General features: G+C 65.9%; 15 protein-coding genes. 12 read left to right on the top strand and 3 right to left on the bottom strand.

What is annotated here, in order from left to right:
• Window positions 1-722: 722 nt before the first annotated feature.
• Complete coding sequence (locus tag LN251_RS17100; RefSeq protein WP_458245184.1) at window positions 723-950, top strand: hypothetical protein; 228 nt, start codon at window positions 723-725, stop codon at window positions 948-950.
• 38 nt (window positions 951-988) lie between these two features.
• Here LN251_RS17100 and LN251_RS17095 read toward each other — a convergent pair whose 3' ends face one another.
• On the bottom strand, window positions 989-2,221 hold the full coding sequence (locus LN251_RS17095) for an MrcB family domain-containing protein (protein ID WP_458245183.1): 1,233 nt from the start codon (window positions 2,219-2,221) through the stop codon (window positions 989-991).
• Window positions 2,222-2,422: 201 nt separating this feature from the next.
• Here LN251_RS17095 and LN251_RS17090 point away from each other — a divergent pair, with 201 nt between their 5' ends.
• From LN251_RS17090 to LN251_RS17075, 4 genes are all read left to right on the top strand, one after another.
• Window positions 2,423-2,830, top strand: a complete 408-nt coding sequence (locus tag LN251_RS17090) for a hypothetical protein (protein WP_458245182.1) — start codon at window positions 2,423-2,425, stop codon at window positions 2,828-2,830.
• A 356-nt stretch (window positions 2,831-3,186) separates the two neighbouring features.
• On the top strand, window positions 3,187-3,825 hold the full coding sequence (darT, locus tag LN251_RS17085; RefSeq protein WP_458245181.1) for a type II toxin-antitoxin system toxin DNA ADP-ribosyl transferase DarT: 639 nt from the start codon (window positions 3,187-3,189) through the stop codon (window positions 3,823-3,825).
• A gap of 39 nt (window positions 3,826-3,864) precedes the next feature.
• Window positions 3,865-4,926 (top strand): type II toxin-antitoxin system antitoxin DNA ADP-ribosyl glycohydrolase DarG, encoded by a 1,062-nt coding sequence (darG, locus tag LN251_RS17080; protein WP_458245180.1) that lies wholly within the window; start codon window positions 3,865-3,867, stop codon window positions 4,924-4,926.
• A 168-nt stretch (window positions 4,927-5,094) separates the two neighbouring features.
• The gene (locus LN251_RS17075) at window positions 5,095-8,706 is read left to right on the top strand and encodes a hypothetical protein (protein ID WP_458245179.1); all 3,612 of its coding nucleotides are present in this window, start codon (window positions 5,095-5,097) and stop codon (window positions 8,704-8,706) included.
• Between the two features lie 68 nt (window positions 8,707-8,774).
• Here the strand turns inward: LN251_RS17075 and LN251_RS17070 are convergent, their stop codons facing one another.
• Entirely contained in the window at window positions 8,775-9,002 is a 228-nt protein-coding gene (locus LN251_RS17070) for a hypothetical protein (protein WP_458245178.1), read from the bottom strand.
• A gap of 261 nt (window positions 9,003-9,263) precedes the next feature.
• Here LN251_RS17070 and LN251_RS17065 point away from each other — a divergent pair, with 261 nt between their 5' ends.
• Both LN251_RS17065 and LN251_RS17060 read left to right on the top strand, forming a co-directional pair.
• Complete coding sequence (locus LN251_RS17065; RefSeq protein WP_458245177.1) at window positions 9,264-10,499, top strand: helix-turn-helix domain-containing protein; 1,236 nt, start codon at window positions 9,264-9,266, stop codon at window positions 10,497-10,499.
• The gene (locus tag LN251_RS17060) at window positions 10,481-11,059 is read left to right on the top strand and encodes a flavoprotein (RefSeq protein ID WP_458245176.1); all 579 of its coding nucleotides are present in this window, start codon (window positions 10,481-10,483) and stop codon (window positions 11,057-11,059) included. The genes LN251_RS17065 and LN251_RS17060 overlap by 19 nt, the downstream gene beginning before the upstream one ends.
• A gap of 216 nt (window positions 11,060-11,275) precedes the next feature.
• Here LN251_RS17060 and LN251_RS17055 read toward each other — a convergent pair whose 3' ends face one another.
• The gene (locus LN251_RS17055) at window positions 11,276-11,671 is read right to left on the bottom strand and encodes a GntR family transcriptional regulator (RefSeq protein ID WP_458245175.1); all 396 of its coding nucleotides are present in this window, start codon (window positions 11,669-11,671) and stop codon (window positions 11,276-11,278) included.
• Window positions 11,672-12,188: 517 nt separating this feature from the next.
• Between LN251_RS17055 and LN251_RS17050 the strand changes: the two genes are divergently transcribed.
• The 5 genes from LN251_RS17050 to LN251_RS17030 all read left to right on the top strand — a co-directional run bounded on the left by LN251_RS17050 (window position 12,189) and on the right by LN251_RS17030 (window position 17,697).
• Window positions 12,189-12,446: a DUF6284 family protein gene (locus LN251_RS17050; protein ID WP_458245174.1), complete on the top strand. Its 258-nt coding sequence runs from the start codon at window positions 12,189-12,191 to the stop codon at window positions 12,444-12,446.
• Window positions 12,443-13,549: a hypothetical protein gene (locus LN251_RS17045; RefSeq protein ID WP_458245173.1), complete on the top strand. Its 1,107-nt coding sequence runs from the start codon at window positions 12,443-12,445 to the stop codon at window positions 13,547-13,549. Before LN251_RS17050 ends, LN251_RS17045 begins: the two co-directional genes overlap by 4 nt.
• Entirely contained in the window at window positions 13,546-13,881 is a 336-nt protein-coding gene (locus LN251_RS17040) for an RRQRL motif-containing zinc-binding protein (protein WP_458245172.1), read from the top strand. The genes LN251_RS17045 and LN251_RS17040 overlap by 4 nt, the downstream gene beginning before the upstream one ends.
• A 107-nt stretch (window positions 13,882-13,988) precedes the next feature.
• Complete coding sequence (locus tag LN251_RS17035) at window positions 13,989-15,581, top strand: hypothetical protein (RefSeq protein WP_458245171.1); 1,593 nt, start codon at window positions 13,989-13,991, stop codon at window positions 15,579-15,581.
• 1 nt (window position 15,582) lies between these two features.
• A complete protein-coding gene (locus tag LN251_RS17030; RefSeq protein WP_458245170.1) occupies window positions 15,583-17,697 on the top strand; it encodes an FtsK/SpoIIIE domain-containing protein in 2,115 nt (704 codons plus the stop codon).
• Window positions 17,698-18,024 lie beyond the last annotated feature (327 nt).

Genomic DNA, 18,024 nt, shown 5'->3' with positions numbered 1-18,024 from the left:
TGGCGGACGCCGCGGTGGTCGGTGCCTACGGACTCACCGGTCGCGCGGCTCGCAACCTTGCGTCTTTGTGGCGCGGTGGCAACCGCGGGGCGCGCGGATGTTACCGACCTACGCGTTCGGCGCTCCGGTCACCCTTTCGATGGCCATACGCCGTCTCGAGTGCCGACGAACCCGCTGGTCGTCGACGGCCGAGGTTCGATTGGGTTACACCATGACGTGCCCTACCTCTCAGGTTCCAGTTATGGTGGCTAACTGACAGCCCTTCACGGAAGGCTGGCAGTCATGCCTCGTCCCTATCCTCCGGAGTTCCGGGCTTTCTACGGTGAGACTGAGGCGGAGCTGGCGGGCCCGAGCGCTACGTCGTTCCTCCATGCGGGACATGATGCCCTTCAAGCCGCGCCTATCCGGGGCTGTCTACCCCTTGCCTACGCCTGCTAGGTAGGCCGCGAGGTCGGCTATCGTCCGGGCCATGAACTGGGGAGACGTACCGCATGGGCTGCTCTTGTCGTCGCTGCCACTGCGGCCGCGATCAGCGGCGTCGCGTTGAAGCACAGCAAGGAGTCGGTGCAGTCAGCGAAGGATTCTGCGGAGGCGGCACGGCGCTTGGCAACGGCGGACGAAGCCACGCTTGCCGAGATGCGGCGTGAGGCGCAGGAGCGACGGGACGCTGAGGCCGAGGCGGCGCGCCCCAAGCCTGCACTGCGCGTGGATCAGTCAAGGGAGTGCTGTACATCGTACGGAACCATGGCACCGGGCCAGCCATCAACGTGACGACCGTACGGGCTGGCGAGCCGGACCAGTGCCGAGACCTGCCTAACGGCGAGACGATCGAAGCAGGTGACGGCCACGAATTCGTTATCGTCACCGCGATGGGTTTGCCGCTCCCGACGGCGATCTACGTGACCTGGGACGGGCAGGCATCGCCAGTCGCGCTGCCAGTGCCGAGGTGAAGTGCCTGCGGATCAGCAGTGAGCACGGGGCGGCCCACTTACTGCGGGCTCCGCTCACGATCGGTGACCTGCGGCTCTCCCCATGCAGTCCGCTGCTGGGGGACGCCTGAGGGAACCAGGGGCGAATTCCTGACCTCCTCAGTAGGCTGTGGGCTGTCAACCCGCGTCCGGTACACGTACGAGATCACCGTGAGGTCCTCGTCCTCCACCACCCACGGTGAGGCGCAGTGGAGGATGCCTCCAGATGCGGCAGGTTCCTCCTGCGTGCGGTCCAAGTCGATCGAGTGCACGACGACCAACGCGTTGTCCGGGTAGTACCTGCGCTGCTTCTCGACCTCCGCGCGCGTGAGGATTACCTCTCGCCCTGCCGAAGTCGTTCCCTTGACCTCAACGTGCATCCGTTGTTCGCCCTGTGTGAGCAGAAGGTCGAAGGACTCCTTGTCGCCGACGTCCTTGACCTTCCACCCCTGTGCGACAAAGTACTCAGTAGCCATGCGGACGCTGTGGCGCTCGATGGCTCGCCGCTCGCCCGCCGTAAGCAGAAAGCCCTGCCCCGACCTACTCGGCCGTGAACCGCTGCGGGTGCGCCGGCCAGCGGTCTTCGCCGCACTCTGCTCGGCCTCCACCACCTCCGGAGTGGGATCTCCGGGGATGTAGGGAGACAACCGCTCGGCCTTGTAGAGGGCGCCGAGAAGCCCCGTCATGAAGGACAGGTCGTCCAGCAGGGCCTCCTGCGCGGGCAGTTGATCGCGCTCGTACGCGATGGCCAGCACGTTCCCCGGCTCGTAACCGCGGCCCAGAGGGGTCCTGGCATCCAAATCGATCGTCCTGTGCAGGTCCGGTCGCCCGGTGGTGGCTTCTGCCAGCAGTGGCAGCGCCCAATCGACACGAGCCCGGAGATCTGCGAGCTTGCGCGGTTTGAACACCCCGCCCGTCCAGATCGTCGTCCCCTGGTTCAGAGACAGGTAGACGTGCCGGCCGGAGGCGCTGAACAGGTAGACGACGTACCACCCGATGGTCGAGCTCGGAGACTCCTCGCGTCCGAACACACGAACCCACGGGACCTCCGACTTGAGACCCGTACCGTCACGGCCCTCGACAGCGAAGTCAGCGAGCGAAACGCCGAGCTCAGTCGACAGACGGCCTTCCTCTACTCGCAAGAGGTCGGGGATCAACTGCCGGATGATGACGCCTCGTTCCTGCATCTCTTCCGTGTTGGCGGCCGTCCAGGACGGTTGCAGCTCAAGGACCCTACCCAGGAGATCATTCACGCTCGCACGGTAGCTCCACGCACTGACAACGCCCCTAGCGTTAGCGGGTATCGGACATTTGGGTAGCACTCAGCAGTGGACTGGATATCACCAATCAGCAGTCTGGCAGGGGCCGTTGTGGGCGTCGCGGCGGCCTTGGGTGCCGAGCGTCTCCGCTGGCGCCGCGATCGGGAGCGAGAGGCTGTGCAGACGCGCAGGGCCGTGTACTCGGAGTTCCTGATGGCCCTGAGCCGCGGACACTCCGACATGCGAGACGTGGTCCTACGGCCCGACCGCCCGTCCGGCGACGCGATCTATGGCGAGCTTCACCGGGCCCTCGACGGCGCCGGCATCTGGCGCTTGAGACAGAGCCTGTCCCTCGCTGCCTCAGCTGAGATCATTCGTCTCGCTGAGGCGGCGTGTGATGCCTTGGCTGCGATGCGCGACCGGCTCATAGAGGAACCGACCATCCGGGGCGACTCCTATGTCGTCTGTCGCGCGGATCTTTGGCGGGAGAACGCGCATCTGCGAGAAGCCATGCGGCGAGACCTCGGGATGGAGGGCCCTCAGGACCCGGAAGTGGGCCAGTACCGCCTCGCTGACACCCGCAGATCCGGCGCCGACAGTTGACCGACACTTGGCTGAGCAGCCCGCCACCTTGCGCCCCGACGGCCAGCTGCACAAAGGATTTCAAGACCGATTGGGTAACGCGAGGGCCGGCATCCCTGGCCTGGGCGGCGAACCCCCAGCGCAGCTCCTAGCAGGGCTTCCGGCCCACACATGGCCCACTGGCCCCTCCGAATCACCCCTCGACCACTCTTCGACTGACCGTTGGGGGCCATGGGGGATGCTTCCTCGCCGCGGGAGACCGGAGTTACATGTGACGCCGCGTCAGGACTCGCCACCAAGTCCCCTGCTACGTCCGTCGACTGACGACCTAACGGCTCCCAGCAGTACCCGCCACTGTGGTCTACTCAGATCTTGTGATGAACGTTGGGGAACGGCGACTGTTTCACTTCACGCATATGCGCCACCTGCCCGACATCCTGTCCGAGAAGCAGTTGGTCTCGGACAAGATCATGCAGGGCAGGGGCGGTGTGCCAGTGGAGTGCGGAGACAAGGACGTCAAGGCCGAACGTCGACTGCGTCAGATCACCGTTCCGCCTTACGGATGCCCTGCTGACTACGTCCCGTTCTATTTCGCCCCGAGATCCCCCATGCTCTATGTGATCAGTCGAAGCGGCGTACCCACGTACCAGGACGGGCAGGCTCCACTCGTCTACCTGGTCACGTCCGTGGAGACTGTCAGGGCGTCCGGAAGACCGTACGTGTTCAGTGACGGCAATTGCGCGAACGAGATCACCCGCCACTTCACCGACCTGAGCATGATGCCAAGCGTCGTTGACTGGGAGATCATGGGAGCACGGTACTGGGCGAACACGGTTGATGATGGTGATCGCATGCGGCGCCGCATGGCAGAGCTGCTGGTGCACGAGCACCTTCCCCTGACTGCCCTGCACGAGGCAGCGGCCTACGACCGTGATCATGCTGAGCAGGTGCAACGTCTGTTCAGAGAGGTAGGCGCCGAGATCCCGGTGAGTGTCAGACGTGAGTGGTACTACTGACCTAGCGGTAACGAACGAACCCAGCAGGGAAGGACAACGATGATCACGCGCGGCACCGGCAACCTGCTTCTGGCAGATGTCGATGCCCTTGTTAACACGGTCAACACCGTGGGCGTCATGGGCAAGGGCATCGCCTTGCAGTTCAAGCGGGCCTATCCGGATAACTTTGAGGACTACAAAGCGTCCTGCGATCGCGGCGACGTCAACCCTGGCCGCATGCACGTACATGAGGTCAGGCAACTGGGCGGCCCAAGGTTCATCGTAAACTTCCCGACCAAGCGCCACTGGCGTGCACCATCCCGACTTGAGGATATCGCCTCGGGGCTCGTGGCCCTACGCGACGAAATCGTCGAAAGAGGAATTAAGTCCATTGCGGTACCGCCGCTTGGATGCGGCAATGGCGGACTCGCGTGGAACGATGTTGAACCATTGATCCGCCAAGCATTGGGTACTATCCCAGGAGTCGAAGTTCGAGTCTGGGAGCCCTCGGGCGCTCCGAGCGCAACTTCCATGCCGAATGCCACGAAGACGCCCGAGATGACTCGGGAGCGCGCTGCATTCCTTGCCGCACTCAATCGTTACATCCGGAGCGGGATTTCACGCGGGCTGGCTTTTGAGCCCCGCGTGTCCCTACTTGAAGCCCACAAGGTTGCGTACTTTCTGCAGAAATTGCGTCTCCCCCTGGGGCTCCACTTCGAAAAGGGAATCTACGGCCCGTACTCGCAGCGCTTGGACAGTGCAGTCTCGACCATGGAAGGTCATTTTGTTACTGGGTTCGGCGACGGCACCAGCGGCGCCCAAGCGATCCTGGAACTCAACAAAGACTCCGTGAGCGAGGCTGAACAGCTCTTGAAGCAATACCCGGAGTTCGAAAAAATCTCCGCTAAGTTCCAAGCGCTAACGGCTGGCTTCGAAGACGCTTTCGGCATGGAGCTCTTGAGTACCGTTCTATTCGCCGCTGAAGAACTAGTGCCACCTCCACCCAACCCTGAATCCGTCACTACTTGCATCAGAGGTTGGAATCAGCGCAAGCAGCGTCTCTTCACGGAGGACCATGTCCGCACGGCATGGCAGCGTCTGCGCGAGGCGGGCCTCCTGTAATCGTCAAGCCATGCCCTGGCGGGCCGTTGGCCAACCGACCGGTTGGGTTAGCTGGCTGGCTAGGCCCTCACCGAGGGCATACAAGAACGCGTTATCACTGTGATGCTGGCGTCGGCAAGTGCGGGGAGCGACCCAGGCGAGTCGGCGCCGAACTGGGGGGCATGTTTGGTGAGCAGCTTGGATGGTGGCCGCATAGCCGCTCGCGGTTTTCAGTATCAGTACTTACGCACTCTCGAAGCGCTGCTGTCGGCCCTTGATCGCGCGGAGGTCGAGCAGTGCCGAATCGAGGGGCCCCCTCCCGGCACGAGCACTGCTGCCGTTGACGTCGTTGACTTCGACCTAGTCAACCGGGACGGCGAGTGCCTGTTGGCCGCGCAGGTCAAAAGCAGCACGCCGGGCCGACGGATCAGCGCCCCGGAAGCTTTTACTATCCTGGCCACTATGGTCACCAAATGTAACGCTGTGGCCTACGAGTTGATAACAGCCGCCGTACCTGATTCCAAATGCCGATCACTATCAGCTGCCTTGAAGTCGGGGCAACAGGACCCAGTCGAACTCATGTCCTCCCTGGCGCAGTTGCTGGCTCAGGCTCCTACAGCGCGTTCACTGCTCCAGACGTTGTCTGCCGATGAAGTCGAACGTCTCGGGCGGTGCCGAATTGTCACCGACCTGCGGGACGAGACTGCCCTACGCGGCGATCTACACGATCAACTGCGCAAGCGGCGTACACGGCACCAGGCTGGCCTCGGCGAGCGCTCGGCTGGGTTGATTCTCGGCTACCTGACCTCTGAGGTTCTGCGGCGAGCCGCTACTCCACAGGAAGCGTGCTGGAGCATCACAGATTTCGAGCATGAGGTGCTCATAGGAGACGATGTCCTCATCCGTGCAGCGGGTCACAAGGACTGGGGAGTCGTGTATGGGACGATGGCTCCCATACCCGACGTTGGCCGCCCGTCTCTCCTTTCGGAAGTCACCGCCGCCCTGGGGCCAACGAGCAATGCTTCTCGAGGCGATTTGAAGTGCTGCGTCCTCACCGGGCTATCAGGGATCGGCAAGTCCAGTACAGCAGCGGCTTACATCGCCGAGAGGGCCGATCAGTACGATCTCATCTTCTGGGCCGACGCCTCAACAACGGAATCACTAACGGCTTCGTTCTTACGCCTGTGGTGGCACCTACACCGGCAGCCGGCGGACTCTCAGGACGCGCCTGATACCAGCTTCTTGCGAGAGAAGGTACACGAGCTACTCCGCGCGCTTCCAGGCCGATGGCTGCTTGTATTCGACGATGCTTTCGTCGACACGATCGATGCTTGGATCCCCCGACTTGGCCGGGGGGACGTGCTGATCACTTCCATCGATGATGCCGGGTGGATGAGGCTCGGGCGTCAAGTGTCAATGGACCGAATGTCCACTGACCAGGCATGCGAACTGATCACTCGAAGAATGGCTCTCATCGACGAGGACGTAGAACAACATCGTGACGTCCTGGTATCGCTGGCCGAGGCCCTTGAAGGATGGCCGCTTGCGATCGAGTTGGCTTGCGGCTACCTACACAGCTGCGGCATACCAACCGACCGGATCGACCGGTACCGGCATTCGCTGCTGTCACGCGCTCTGAACGACCGCTTCTCCGTGCCTCGCGGCTACCCACGCACCTTGGTTGCGGCAGTTCACTTGAGTCTGGACCGGTTGGTCCAGCTCCTGGCCGGCCAGCAATTGCTCTCTCAGCAGGTGCGCGAGGTCCTTGGATACCTCACCAATTTTGCTTCGCAACGCATTCCCATCCATCTGGCTGCCGTTAGCGCCTTCATCGACCCGGAAGACGTCCCAGCGGAGCCTCTACCCACTGGCATAGATGAGGAATACCTTCCCCTAAGGGAGATCTTCCGGGCTCTGGTCAAGGTTTCCTTCGTTCGCTTCGCGGAGCCTCTGGCACCTTTGTCCGACAGGCACCCGCCGGGCATCGACGACACCATCTCCATGAATTCGGTCCTGCAGCAGATTCTCCGCCAGCACTACGAGCACGCTCCTGGAAGCACGAAGGCACTGTCACGGTGTGCTTTTCACACGAACCGATGGCTATACATCGCCATGGAGATCGAACATGCTGATCGCAGCTGGGAAATCGCTCAGCACGCGGCCGCTGTGACAGAGCATGCTCGCCGACGGAACGTGAAAGATAATTACACAGCACTGCTGCTGGGCAATCTCGCAGGTTTCAAACAGCGCCAAGGAGACCTTGAGGAAGCTGCAGATCTCCTAAAATGTGAGCTTGCCTGGCTGGACGAGATCGAAGCACCTAACGAAGTCTTGCAGATCCAGACGCGCATCCAATTGGCGCATGTTTTCCAGCGTGGAGAGCTACCTGGAGAGGTCAACCAGATCGTACAACTACTCAACCCCGTGCTCACGTACGTTCAGCGCATCCGCGAGGAAGAGTCAAACCGAAACGCCGCAGCCGTTCTCACGGCAGAAGCCGCAGCGGTCTTGGAGGAACTACGGCTCAGGCATGGGAGTAACCCGGACGTAGTGCACCTCCATGACGCCTTTAATGCTCTGAGTAGCACCCTTCCCTCGCCTTCCAAGGTGGCGGAGATGGCGCGGGCTCGACAGGTTGGACGCCTTATTAATGCAGGCCAATTTGAGGCAGCCGAACACGCTGCACGGGAGGCCCTGGCCTCCTACGGCGAAATTTGGGCAGGCCATCACGTTGAAGTACAGCGCATTCTGATTGAGTCCCTGGCCACTCAGCGGCGCTGGCGAGAGGCGGAGGCAGAGTTCGATCGCTTCCTCTCTCATACCGGACCTCGCTCTATGCACCGTTTCTCGGAACAGCTGCTCTTGCACAACGCAGGCATGTGCTGTGCGCTTGCCTGGACGCTTACCGATGACGAGGCAGCGTCACATCTGTTGAACCGCATGGTTGGTGAGATCGATGTAGAGGCCCTCAGCAGGCAGGTGTCGCCCGTCGACCGCACGCGTTACACGCTACTTAGAGCCGTGGCCGCAGCTGGCCGAGGGGACGTGCCAGCTGCTAGTGAACTGATGAACCAAATCGGTTCACACTCACTACACAAGGAGACGGACGACGAAACACCATGGCAGGATCTGCGGCGGCATTTTGTGGAACGGTTGCTCCGCTCAGCAAGTCGCTCGGCCAGTATTGCCATGCATGATAATTATCAGACGAAGGCCGACGAGCTGCTTGGGAAATTGCCGCCTGGCTGGCAACGGGACGCTGATCTGATTCGCATTCTTGAACGATCTGACGTTCACGCGCGCCTGGGGCTGTCCACGGAGCCGCCCTTTGATGCTTTTGGTTTCGCCGCACAGCGGCTGCCAGGACCAGCCGGAGGAAGCATTGCTCTCGCCGTCGTAGAACCTAAACACATGTTGGCCGTGGGGACGCCCGCGGAAGGCCCTGCACTGGAACTTCAGATCCATCGCGTGTGCAGCTCAGGCTTTCGACTAGTGACGCCTGAGGCGTTCAGCATTCCCACGCCACCTGGCTGGCACTTGCGGCATCATCGGAACCGCTTTATACTTGTCGATTCAACCGGCACAGTCCACGCCCGTGCTCAAATCAAACTGCCGCAAAAGTGGAGGAATGCTGCACACGGAAATCGGCGTGTGCTTGTGCTGTACGGGTTTGGTTTCGAGCTTGGCAACCTGACTCGCAGCCACGAGGCCTTCGCCAGCACTCAGGCTTTCTATGAACGCTTTTGTGCCGCCGCAGACAGAGGTCTGCTTGCTGCCGCCCTAGTGCCGTGGAAGCTCTGAATCCACGACTCCTTAGCGCTGTGCAGCTGACCGCCTGGGCAAGTGAGGGTAGTACGCGAAGGACCAGGTCATTCCCCATCAGTGACAAAGACCTGGCGCATCTGCCGCTGCCCACGGCGAAAGCGGTGGAGATCGAGTCGTTCGACGGGCGGCAAGGTGCTCGACCTAATGGCCGCGCTGCAGGTGTCCGTGAGGACGACCAAGCATCGCGTGGTGAGGACGCGGACATTCGAGATGCCGAAGCCGAAGAAGAAGGCGCCGGCCAGGAAGGCCGCGGCGAAGAAGTCGGCCCACAAGCCGCGCAGCGCCTCCGGGCCGCCTGGAACGCGTGCCCCCCGCCGGCAACAGGCGCAGGCGCTCGTTCGGCAAGGGTGCCGAGCCATTTGGCTGCGCAGGGCGGCTCCTGAGGGAGACCCGGACAGAGTGTCCGGGTCTCTTCACGTTTGGCACCTCATGCTCAATCAGACCCCATCAGGGGCCGGTTCACCTGCCCGCCCGATCACTGACTCTGTACGGTGAAACGGGCCAGCCCCCACACCAGTAGGAGGCAGCACGCCATGCGTGGTCTTGGAGATCACCTCAGTGTCGGTGAGCGCATCGCGTTCTACCGCAAGCGTCGTGGTTACACCCAAGAGGTTCTGGCTGGCCTCGTCGGCCGTAGCACTGACTGGCTGGCAAAGATCGAGACCGGTCGGAGGAAACCGCCTCGCATCGACATGCTCGCTGAGCTGTCGCGAATCCTGCGAGTCCAGCTCGGAGACCTGCTCGGTCAGACCGTGCTTGTTGAGGACGAGCGACAACAGGATGACGTACCCGCCGTCCGCGACGCGCTCATGAGCCCACGCCGACTATCTCGTCTGCTCTTCGGGCCCGAGGCTGAGGTGCAGCTCCCTACACCGGCGCCCACGGCCGTGCGTGTGGAGCGAGCATGGAACGACTACCAGGGTGGACGCCTCGGCAGCGTCATAGCCGCACTACCCGCGCTCCTCCAGACTGCGCAGGAGCTGGAGGAACGAGCAGCACGGCGCGGCGAGGACCGTAGCGACTGCTGGGCAGTGTCAGCCCGTACCCACCACCTCGCAGCAACGACCCTCGCGAAGATCGGCGAATCCGACATCTCCTGGCTTGCTGCCGAGCGTGCGATGCGTGCCGCAGACGAGTCTGACGACCCGCTCGTGTTGGCGTCCGCCGCGCGGTCTGGCACGCACGCGCTGCTGGCCAACGGCCGGTACGACGACGCCTTGGAGCTGGGCAACACGGCCGCCGCATGGCTCTCGTCTCGGGTGACCGAAAACGATCCTGCGGCACTGAGTCTGCTGGGGATGATCCACCTGCGGGCCGCAGTCGCAGCAGCGCGCCACCAGGACCGGCCCACCGCAACCGGCCTGCTGGACCGAGCCGAGGAACTCGCGGATGACCTCGGCTCGGATGAGAACTACTGGCAGACCGGCTTCGGCCCAACGAACGTCCTGCTTCACCGCCTGTCGGTTGAACTGGACCTCGACAACGTGTCGTACGTGGTGGAGCACGGCCGGATCAACGTCGACCACATGCCGCAGGAACGCAGCGTGTCGCACCGCATCGACTTCGCGCGCGCCCTCTCGCTCAACGGACAGGGCGATGAGGCGTTCACGGAACTCCGCACGGCCGAACGCACATCGCCACAGCTCGTGCGCAACAATCCGAGGGTGCGCGAGACTCTGCGGGATCTGATCAAGCAATCACCAGTCACCGGCGGCTCGCGATCGTCCGAAGTGTTCGTGATGGCTCAACGGTGCAGGGCGGTGCAGTGAGTTCAGGCAAGCGTGGGGTGCTCGGAGTCGTCGGGTCGGCGGCTGGAGGCGTGGAGGCGCTGCGTACCGGTCTGGTTGGGCCCGCGATTGAGCGCGGATGGCAGGTGGCTGTCACACTGACGCCGACCGCAGGTCAGTGGCTACGGATGAGCGGCGAGGTCGAGCGGTTGGAGAAGCTGACCGGTCTGCCCGTGCGCGACGAACCGCGTCTGCCTGGCGAGGCACGACCGCACCCACCGGTTGACTGCTACGTCGTGGCCCCCGCATCGGCCAACATGGTCGCCAAGCTCGCCACGGGCCTCATGGACAATCAGGCTCTGACTCAAGTGGGCGAGGCAATTGGCACCCTCGGGTTGCCGGTCGTCGTCTTCCCTCGGGTGAATGCAGCGCACGCCCGCCACCCCGCATGGCAGCACCACATCGACACCCTGCGGGCGGGGGGCGTACGCATCATCGACGACCCCCAGGTGTGGCCGCTGTACGAGCCGCGCGAGGCGCCGGCGGGGCGTGAACTTCCCTGGGACGCAGTACTAGAGGCCGTGAACGAAGTAACCAAATGACCAATCGCCAACACTCCTGACCTGCAAGGAAACAGGACCCGGACACTCTGTCCGGGTCCTCTGCCGTTCACGGCTACATGCTCATTGGCATGTCAGGGATCAATGAGCAAAGCGGCGAGCCGGCAGGCGAAACACCTGCTGAACTCGCTCCACCCAAGGCGGGTTTGAGCAAGGCGCGTGTCGAGATCGAACGACTGCTGAGGCGTGCGGACGGACTCACGGCGAAGGTGGAGTCTCGCTTCCCACAAGTCGCTCAAGCCGATCAAGCCGCTCCCCGAACGAACGGAGAGCGTCGTGAATCGTGCTGAGTTCCGCGGCCAAGGCCGCGAAAGTAGGGCTGCTGCCCGGCTCGGTGCCGAGAGGTACCGCAGGATCACGGACGAACGTCCCGCGTCCCTGCTGGGTAAGGATCAGCCCCTCGTCGCGAAGTTGGCCATACGCGCTCTGAACTGTCATGAGCTGCACGCCAAGCTCCTTGGCCAGCGAGCGGGCAGCGGGAAGCCGGTCCCCCGGACCGTACTCAGGATCGGGGCCCGTGATCTTCTCGCGGAACCGCGCAGCAATCTCCTTGGCCATTGGCGTGGGTCTGGGCACTTCGGGGCTCTGCTCCATACCCCCGAGAGTAGCCGGACCTAGGTCAATCTCTCCTTCTTCCACCGCGCTCCCTTGACAGTCGGATTGACCTAAGTCAATCTGAACTATGTCGGATGCGAGGCCCGAAAGGGCTTCGCGGGCTGTGTCAGTGCCCGGAAGCAAGGCCCGGATTCCGCACTGCGAAGAACTCAACAGAGTGCCGGCCCAGCCACCTGAACACGGGTGGTCGATGGGTGCAGGTCACCATCCCGACCGCCCATGTCGGGCCGGGTGACCTGCCCAGATCCGCCTTTCGGGGCGGTGACTGGCTTCGCGTGATCTGACATCCGCCGAACCTTCGCGGGGCCTTCGATGCCCTGCCTGAGCACCAGTGCTCACGGTCCCCGACACCTCTGCCGTACGCGACGTGAGGTGCCGGGGAGCCGCGGTCGCTCGTGCTTCGCGAGAGGACCTGTCCCCGTACGGCGGGCGGCTCCCGGGGGGCCTCCCGGGAGCCGCTGTCCGGGCCGTACCTACTGCTAGGGAGACACGACCCATGAAGCTCATCGTTGCTGTTCAGGAGCCCGTTACCGAGGGGCTGCCGGACGTGGAACCGTCCTGGCGGGAGCTGCACGCCATCGAGTTGGAGCGTCCGCTGATCGATGCGGAGATGGACCTGCTGGACGTCCAAATCAGCCTGTTGGACCGGCCGGCGTCGGAGCTGGATCAGCGTCGTCTGCGCCGAGCCGCAAACAAGGTACTGGCCGCCCGCCGCACGGTCGCCAACCGGCTCGGAACGGGGGACGCGGCATGAACGGCACCGTCACGGCGTCGCCACGCAAGCTGACCCGCGGCCAGACGCTCGTGTTGACCGCGGCGTTCGTGCCGATGGTCGCCACCGGCGGGTTCGGTGCGATCGGCACGTTCTCCAACATCAGCCACATGTACGGCAAGGGCACCGCGGCCGGTGCGGTCGCGGCAGGTGAGGGCGCCACCGCGGTCCTCGCCTTGGTCCTGCTCGGTCTGACGATGCTGGGCCAGGCGTCCCCGTGGCCGGTGCGCGCCGGACTGTGGGCCCTGCCGGCCGCGGCGTCGGCGATGTCCGCGATGGCCGCCCCGGATGCGGGGCGCGTGGTCATCTACGCGCTGACCCCGATGGGCATGTCCGTGTCCGCCGAGGGTGCCGCGTTCCTCGCGCGTCGCATCGTCGTCCACCGCGATGGCCGCGATCCGGAGGCCGAGCGCAAGACGGCTGAGCTGGTTCAGGCTCTCGCCTATCACCGGGCCCGTGCCGCCAACCACCCGGACGCCAAGGTTCAGGCCGAGTCGGAGCGGGAGTCGTGGAAGCTGGCGGAGAAGGTCGGCGTCGGTGACGTCACGCTCGGGGCGCGGCTGGTGGATGTGCAGCGAGAGCGCGTCACCGAGGGCGCGGATGCCGCCCTGGCCGCCATGTTCGGCACGCCCGTCACGCCGACCGTCACACCCCTCGAATCCGCCCCGGCGACTGCCCCGGCCCTGCCCCCCTCGGACACTGCCCGGGAGGCGGAAGACACGCAGGTCAACGCCCTGCCTCCCGGCCCGCGCAGTGAGTGTGACGACGGGCGTGACGCCACCGTGACGCCGGACGTCGAACCGCCCGCCGAGGACAGCGAGCCGTCACGGGAGGAGGAGATTCACCTCCCGGCTGTGACGCTCGCGGACGTGGCGATGGTCGCGGGTGTGACGGTCCCCGAGCCGGGTGCCACGCTCTCAGACACTCAGCTGGTCGTGGTGCTGCGGTTCCTGCGGCACTCGCAGAACCCGCCGCTGTCGTATCGGCAGGCCGCGACGGAGTTCCGCGGGCAGGGCTTCAAGGGCGCCGAGGACCGGGTGCGTGAGGCGTGGACCACGCTCATGGCCGCCGAGAGCACGTCGTGAGCCTGCCCGTCTACCGCTGGCGCCTGGCCCCGGACGGCTACGCCACCTACCGGCAACTACGCGCCCTCGGTCTTCGGCCCGGCGGACAGGACGTCGCCGCCCAACTCGAACGCCCGCGACGCCGACGCGGCCCATTGGTCGCCTACCTGTACCGCATCGACCAGGCCAAGCCGGTGCGTCCGATGACGCTGGCCCGGTGGGCGGCCCTGGCCAAAGCCAACGCCGCCCGCCGCATCTGCCCCCAGTGCCGGCGCGACGTCGGATACGTCATCCCGCCCTCGCTGGGCATGTGCGGCTCCTGCGCCGCCCCCAAGGAACCGTGTGCCGCCTGAAATCCCCCGTCTGAACAGCGCATCCCCATACCGGCGCAGGACCCGAACGCACCTTCTCACCAGCTCGTTCGGGTCCTGCTTCTCACTCCAGAAGGAGTGCTCTCAGCATGACCGACATCAGTACGGAAGCGGTAGTGACCCCCGCCACCACCGACACCCCGCCCGCCCCGACCCCACAGGTTGTGGACAAGGCGGATGAGCAGAAGAACAGCCAGGTAGAGGATGCTCCGGGTGGTTGGCCGGTGGCGCCGCTGGCCCTGTCCGGGGCCAACGCCACGGTGTCCGCGATCGCGGGGGCGGGGCTGGTCGGCGGGCCGGTCGCCGCGGTGGTCGCCGCGACCGGCATGGTCGTGTTCGGCACCCTCGCCTCCTACCGCAGCCGCAACCCGCGCCCGAAGCAGGCCGCGCGTCGGGCCGCCGCGCGTAGCGCGGCCCGCCAGCACGCCGCCCGGCACCGTTCCGGCGGCCTCAACACCGCCGGTCGCAAAAGCAGTTCAGGTAGCGGTCGCACGGCTGGCGGGTCGGGCAAGGTCCCCGGTCAGAAGCGGCGCGGACCGGGCGCCGGGCTGGGGCGTGGCGCGGCCGGTCAAGGACGATCCGGGGCGGCCAAGCACAGTGCTCCGCTCTCCCTGAACAAACCCGCCGGGCTCAAGAGCGGCGGTCGTGGCGGTGCGGCGGGAGCCCTGTCCAAGGCGGGGCAGGTCAAGGCGCTGCGGAAGGCGCACAAGCAGGCAGAAGCGTCCCGCGCACAGAAGCGTGAGCAGACCTCCGCGGCCCGGCGCGCGGTGGCCGACGCTCGCCGCAACATCCCCAAGCCCCACAAGGCGCGGTCGCGGTCGGGTGGTCTGGCCGGTCGGATGCTCGGGGGTGCGGGCCGTAAGGCACGTGCGGTGCAGCAGGCGGCCATCGCCAAGCAGCGTGCCCGGCGGGACGCGGCCACCGCGCGGAAGGTGGCCGACGGGCGGTCCAGCGTGCGTAAGGCGCCCGCCCGGCAGGCCGCGAGGAAGGCCCTGCGCCGCTCTGCAGCCCGCTTCCACGGGCGCCGCGCCCTGGCCGCACTGCTCGCCCTGCCGATCGGTCTGCTCGAGTTCCTGGCCGGCCCGTTGGGCCGGAAGGTGGGCCTGCCCTGGCTCGTTCACCCCGGCCAGCGCCTGTACCGGCAGCTGACCGGTGCGGCCAGCACGCAGCGCGCCGAGCGCGATGCGGCGATCCGTGAGGAGCAGGCCGCCGCGGAGGACGCGGCAGAGCAAGAGGCCGCCAAGGACGACACCGACGGGCTCGGGGACCGGGTGGAGCGCCAGGCCAGCCCCGTCCCGAACCACACCGACCGCACGTCGACCAGTGAAGGAGAGCACGTGTCCGGGTTCCAGTTCGAAGAGCACGCCGCCGAGATGGAGCAGGCCGCCCAGGCCTACGACCCCGAGAGCGCCATGGAGATCCTCGCCATGGTCGAAGGGCTCCCGGCCGCGCTGACCAGCGTGGCGAACGTGATGAAAACCCTCGCCGAGCGCGCCGACAGTGAGTTCCCGCTGGAGAAGGAAGTCGCGGACGGCTTCAACGACATCTTCGGCGCCCTGATGAGCGCCGTCGCGGTCGCCGAGGACATGGGCCCGCTGTTCCGGCAGGCCCACGAACAGGACATCGCCCGTCACGAGGACCCCCGCAACGGCCCCGAGGCCGAGAAGGGCTGGAACGTCTGACATGAATGCCACCACTGCCGCGCACAAGAAGAAGCAGGCGGACAGTGGCCCGGTGCTGGACTGGAGCGCCGGTCACGGACCCGTGACCGGCGCCCTGTCCGCAACCACCGGAGCCCTGGCCATCGCCACGACCGGCGCCGCGACCGGCATGCCGCCCCTGTGGGCGCTCGCTGTCGGGGGTGCCGGCGCCCTCGGTCACACCGTCGCCGGGCTCAAGGTCCGCAACGCGGGCCGCACCCTCGCCTTCAAGGCCGCGTCCTGGCTTGTCGGCGCCGGATGGACCACCTGGGCCATGACCACCGGCCCCCTCTCGTGGGCCGCCCTCGGCTCCCTCGCCACGATCGGCGTCGGCATGGGCGCCGGCGCCCGCTCCGTCGCCCTGTACGAAGAGGCCCGCGAGGAAGAGGCCCTGGCCGCGGAGCGACGTCAGATCGCGCAGGAGATGAGTGCGGAGCGACGCCAGATCGCCGCGGAGTGGGTGGAGCGAATCCGCCGGATCTGCAACATCACCGTGCGCGTGCTGGCCGTGGAGATGTGGGAGACCGGCAACGGCTACTCCCTGGATCTCGAACCGCAGGGCGGCACCACCTACGACCGCATCGCCCAGTACGCGGCGGCCCTGTCGGCGGACGCGAAGCTGCCGCACGGCTGCACCGCCGCAGTCGGCCCCGGCGTCCACCAGGGCCGCGCCATCGTGGACGTCACCACCCGCAACGTGCTTGCCGAAGCCCGCACCTACCCCGAGGACTACACGCCGCTGTCGATCCTGACCGGCATCCCCTGGGGTTTCCGCACCAACGGTGACGACGTCCTGGCCTACCTGCGCGAGCAGTGCGCGCTGGTCGTCGGGCCGACCGGGTCGGGCAAGACGAACATGCTCCACACGATCCTGGCCGGACTCGCCCGCGCCGAGGACGTCCTCACGTGGGTGATCGACCTGAACGCCGGGTCGGCCGGCCTGCCCTGGGTGCGGCCCGCGCTCGCAGGCGAGTTGAAGCAGGCGGACGGGAGTCCGGTGCGGCCCGGCGTGGACTGGCTCGCCGGGACCTACGAGGAGGCGCTGAAGCTACTGGACGCGGCCATCGCGATCGGACTGCACCGTAAGCGCGCCTACCAAGAGCTGATGGCCAAGCACGACACAGACCTGTTGCCGGTGAGCGCGAAGATTCCCCAGATCATGCTGGTCATCGACGAGGGCGCGGAGATCCTGGTCAGCACCGACCGGCGGATGAAGGAACTCGCCAAGCGCATCTATGAGTTCATCCGCATGCACCGCTCCATGGGCGGGCGCACAATCATCACCGCACTCGGGGCGACCGGCAGCGTGCTGGGCAACCTGCTCATCCGCCGTGAGGCCAAGGTCCGCGTCGCCCTGACCGGTGGCGAGACCGAGGGCATGGACCTCTCCAAGATGTTCCCCGGCCGGCGCGGGCTGCGTGTGGATCAGGCGCCGTTCAAGGGCGCCGGTTTCATGGGCACCCCTGAGTCGCCGGGCGCGCTGTTCAAGGCGTGGCGGATCAAGCCCTCCCAGATCCGGGACATCACCGTCGCCACCAGCGACCGGCACCCGCGTCTGGACGCGGTGTCCGCGAATGCTGCGGGCGCCGACTACGCGCGGAGGTGGGATGCGGAGCGCACGGCGTGGATGCGCGACCTCACCCCGGACACCACCGGCACCGAGCAGTCGGCCCCCGGTGCCGGGGGTGGGCTGAACCTGTCCGCACTGCGCACCGACCACACCGGGACGCCGGGCGGGGACGACGAACTGTTGCGCCGGTTTCGCGAGGAGATCGACGCCCAGTTCGCCACCGCCCCCGACCCCGACACCCCGCCGCCCGCGACAGGGCTGAACCTGTCCGCACTGCGCAAGGAGCAAGAGCAGGACAGCCCCGCGCAACAGGCTGCGCTCGCCGCGCTCATCGCCGCCGGCGCGGAGGGCACCGGAGCGTCCGCGATCGCCCGCGCGCTCGCCGATGCCTACGGCACGACCCGTCAGACGGTCGTGGGCTGGCTGAAAACGTGGGCGCAGGATGGCACCGCCGTACGCGTCGGCGAGGGCACCAAAGCCCGCTACGTCCACCGCCGGCACGCCCCCGAACCCCGTGCCGGCGAGTGAGCGGAGGAGGGGGGTGGGGTCATGGATCCCAATTCCAGTCCCGAGCTGGATGCCGGGGACCTTCCTACCCACCCCCCATAGCCGCGAGTCCCTCACGATCTCCGTCCGGCTGAGCACTCCGCACAGTAGCCGGGGCCACTGACAAGGCGCCGCGGCGTGACCTCTGCCGCTTGTCGCCCACGCCGAAAGCGAGGGCCCTGAGCGGCTCTATGAGAGCCGGAAACGGCTTGTGACCTGCAAGGCGACAAGCGACAAGACAAGACAAGCGACAAGGCAGACGACAAGCCGCACGACAAGACAGGTGACAAGCACACCACCCACCGCACG

It is taken from the genome of Streptomyces sp. MAI_2237, assembly GCF_054189285.1.
This window is presented reverse-complemented; position numbering and strand designations above follow the sequence as displayed.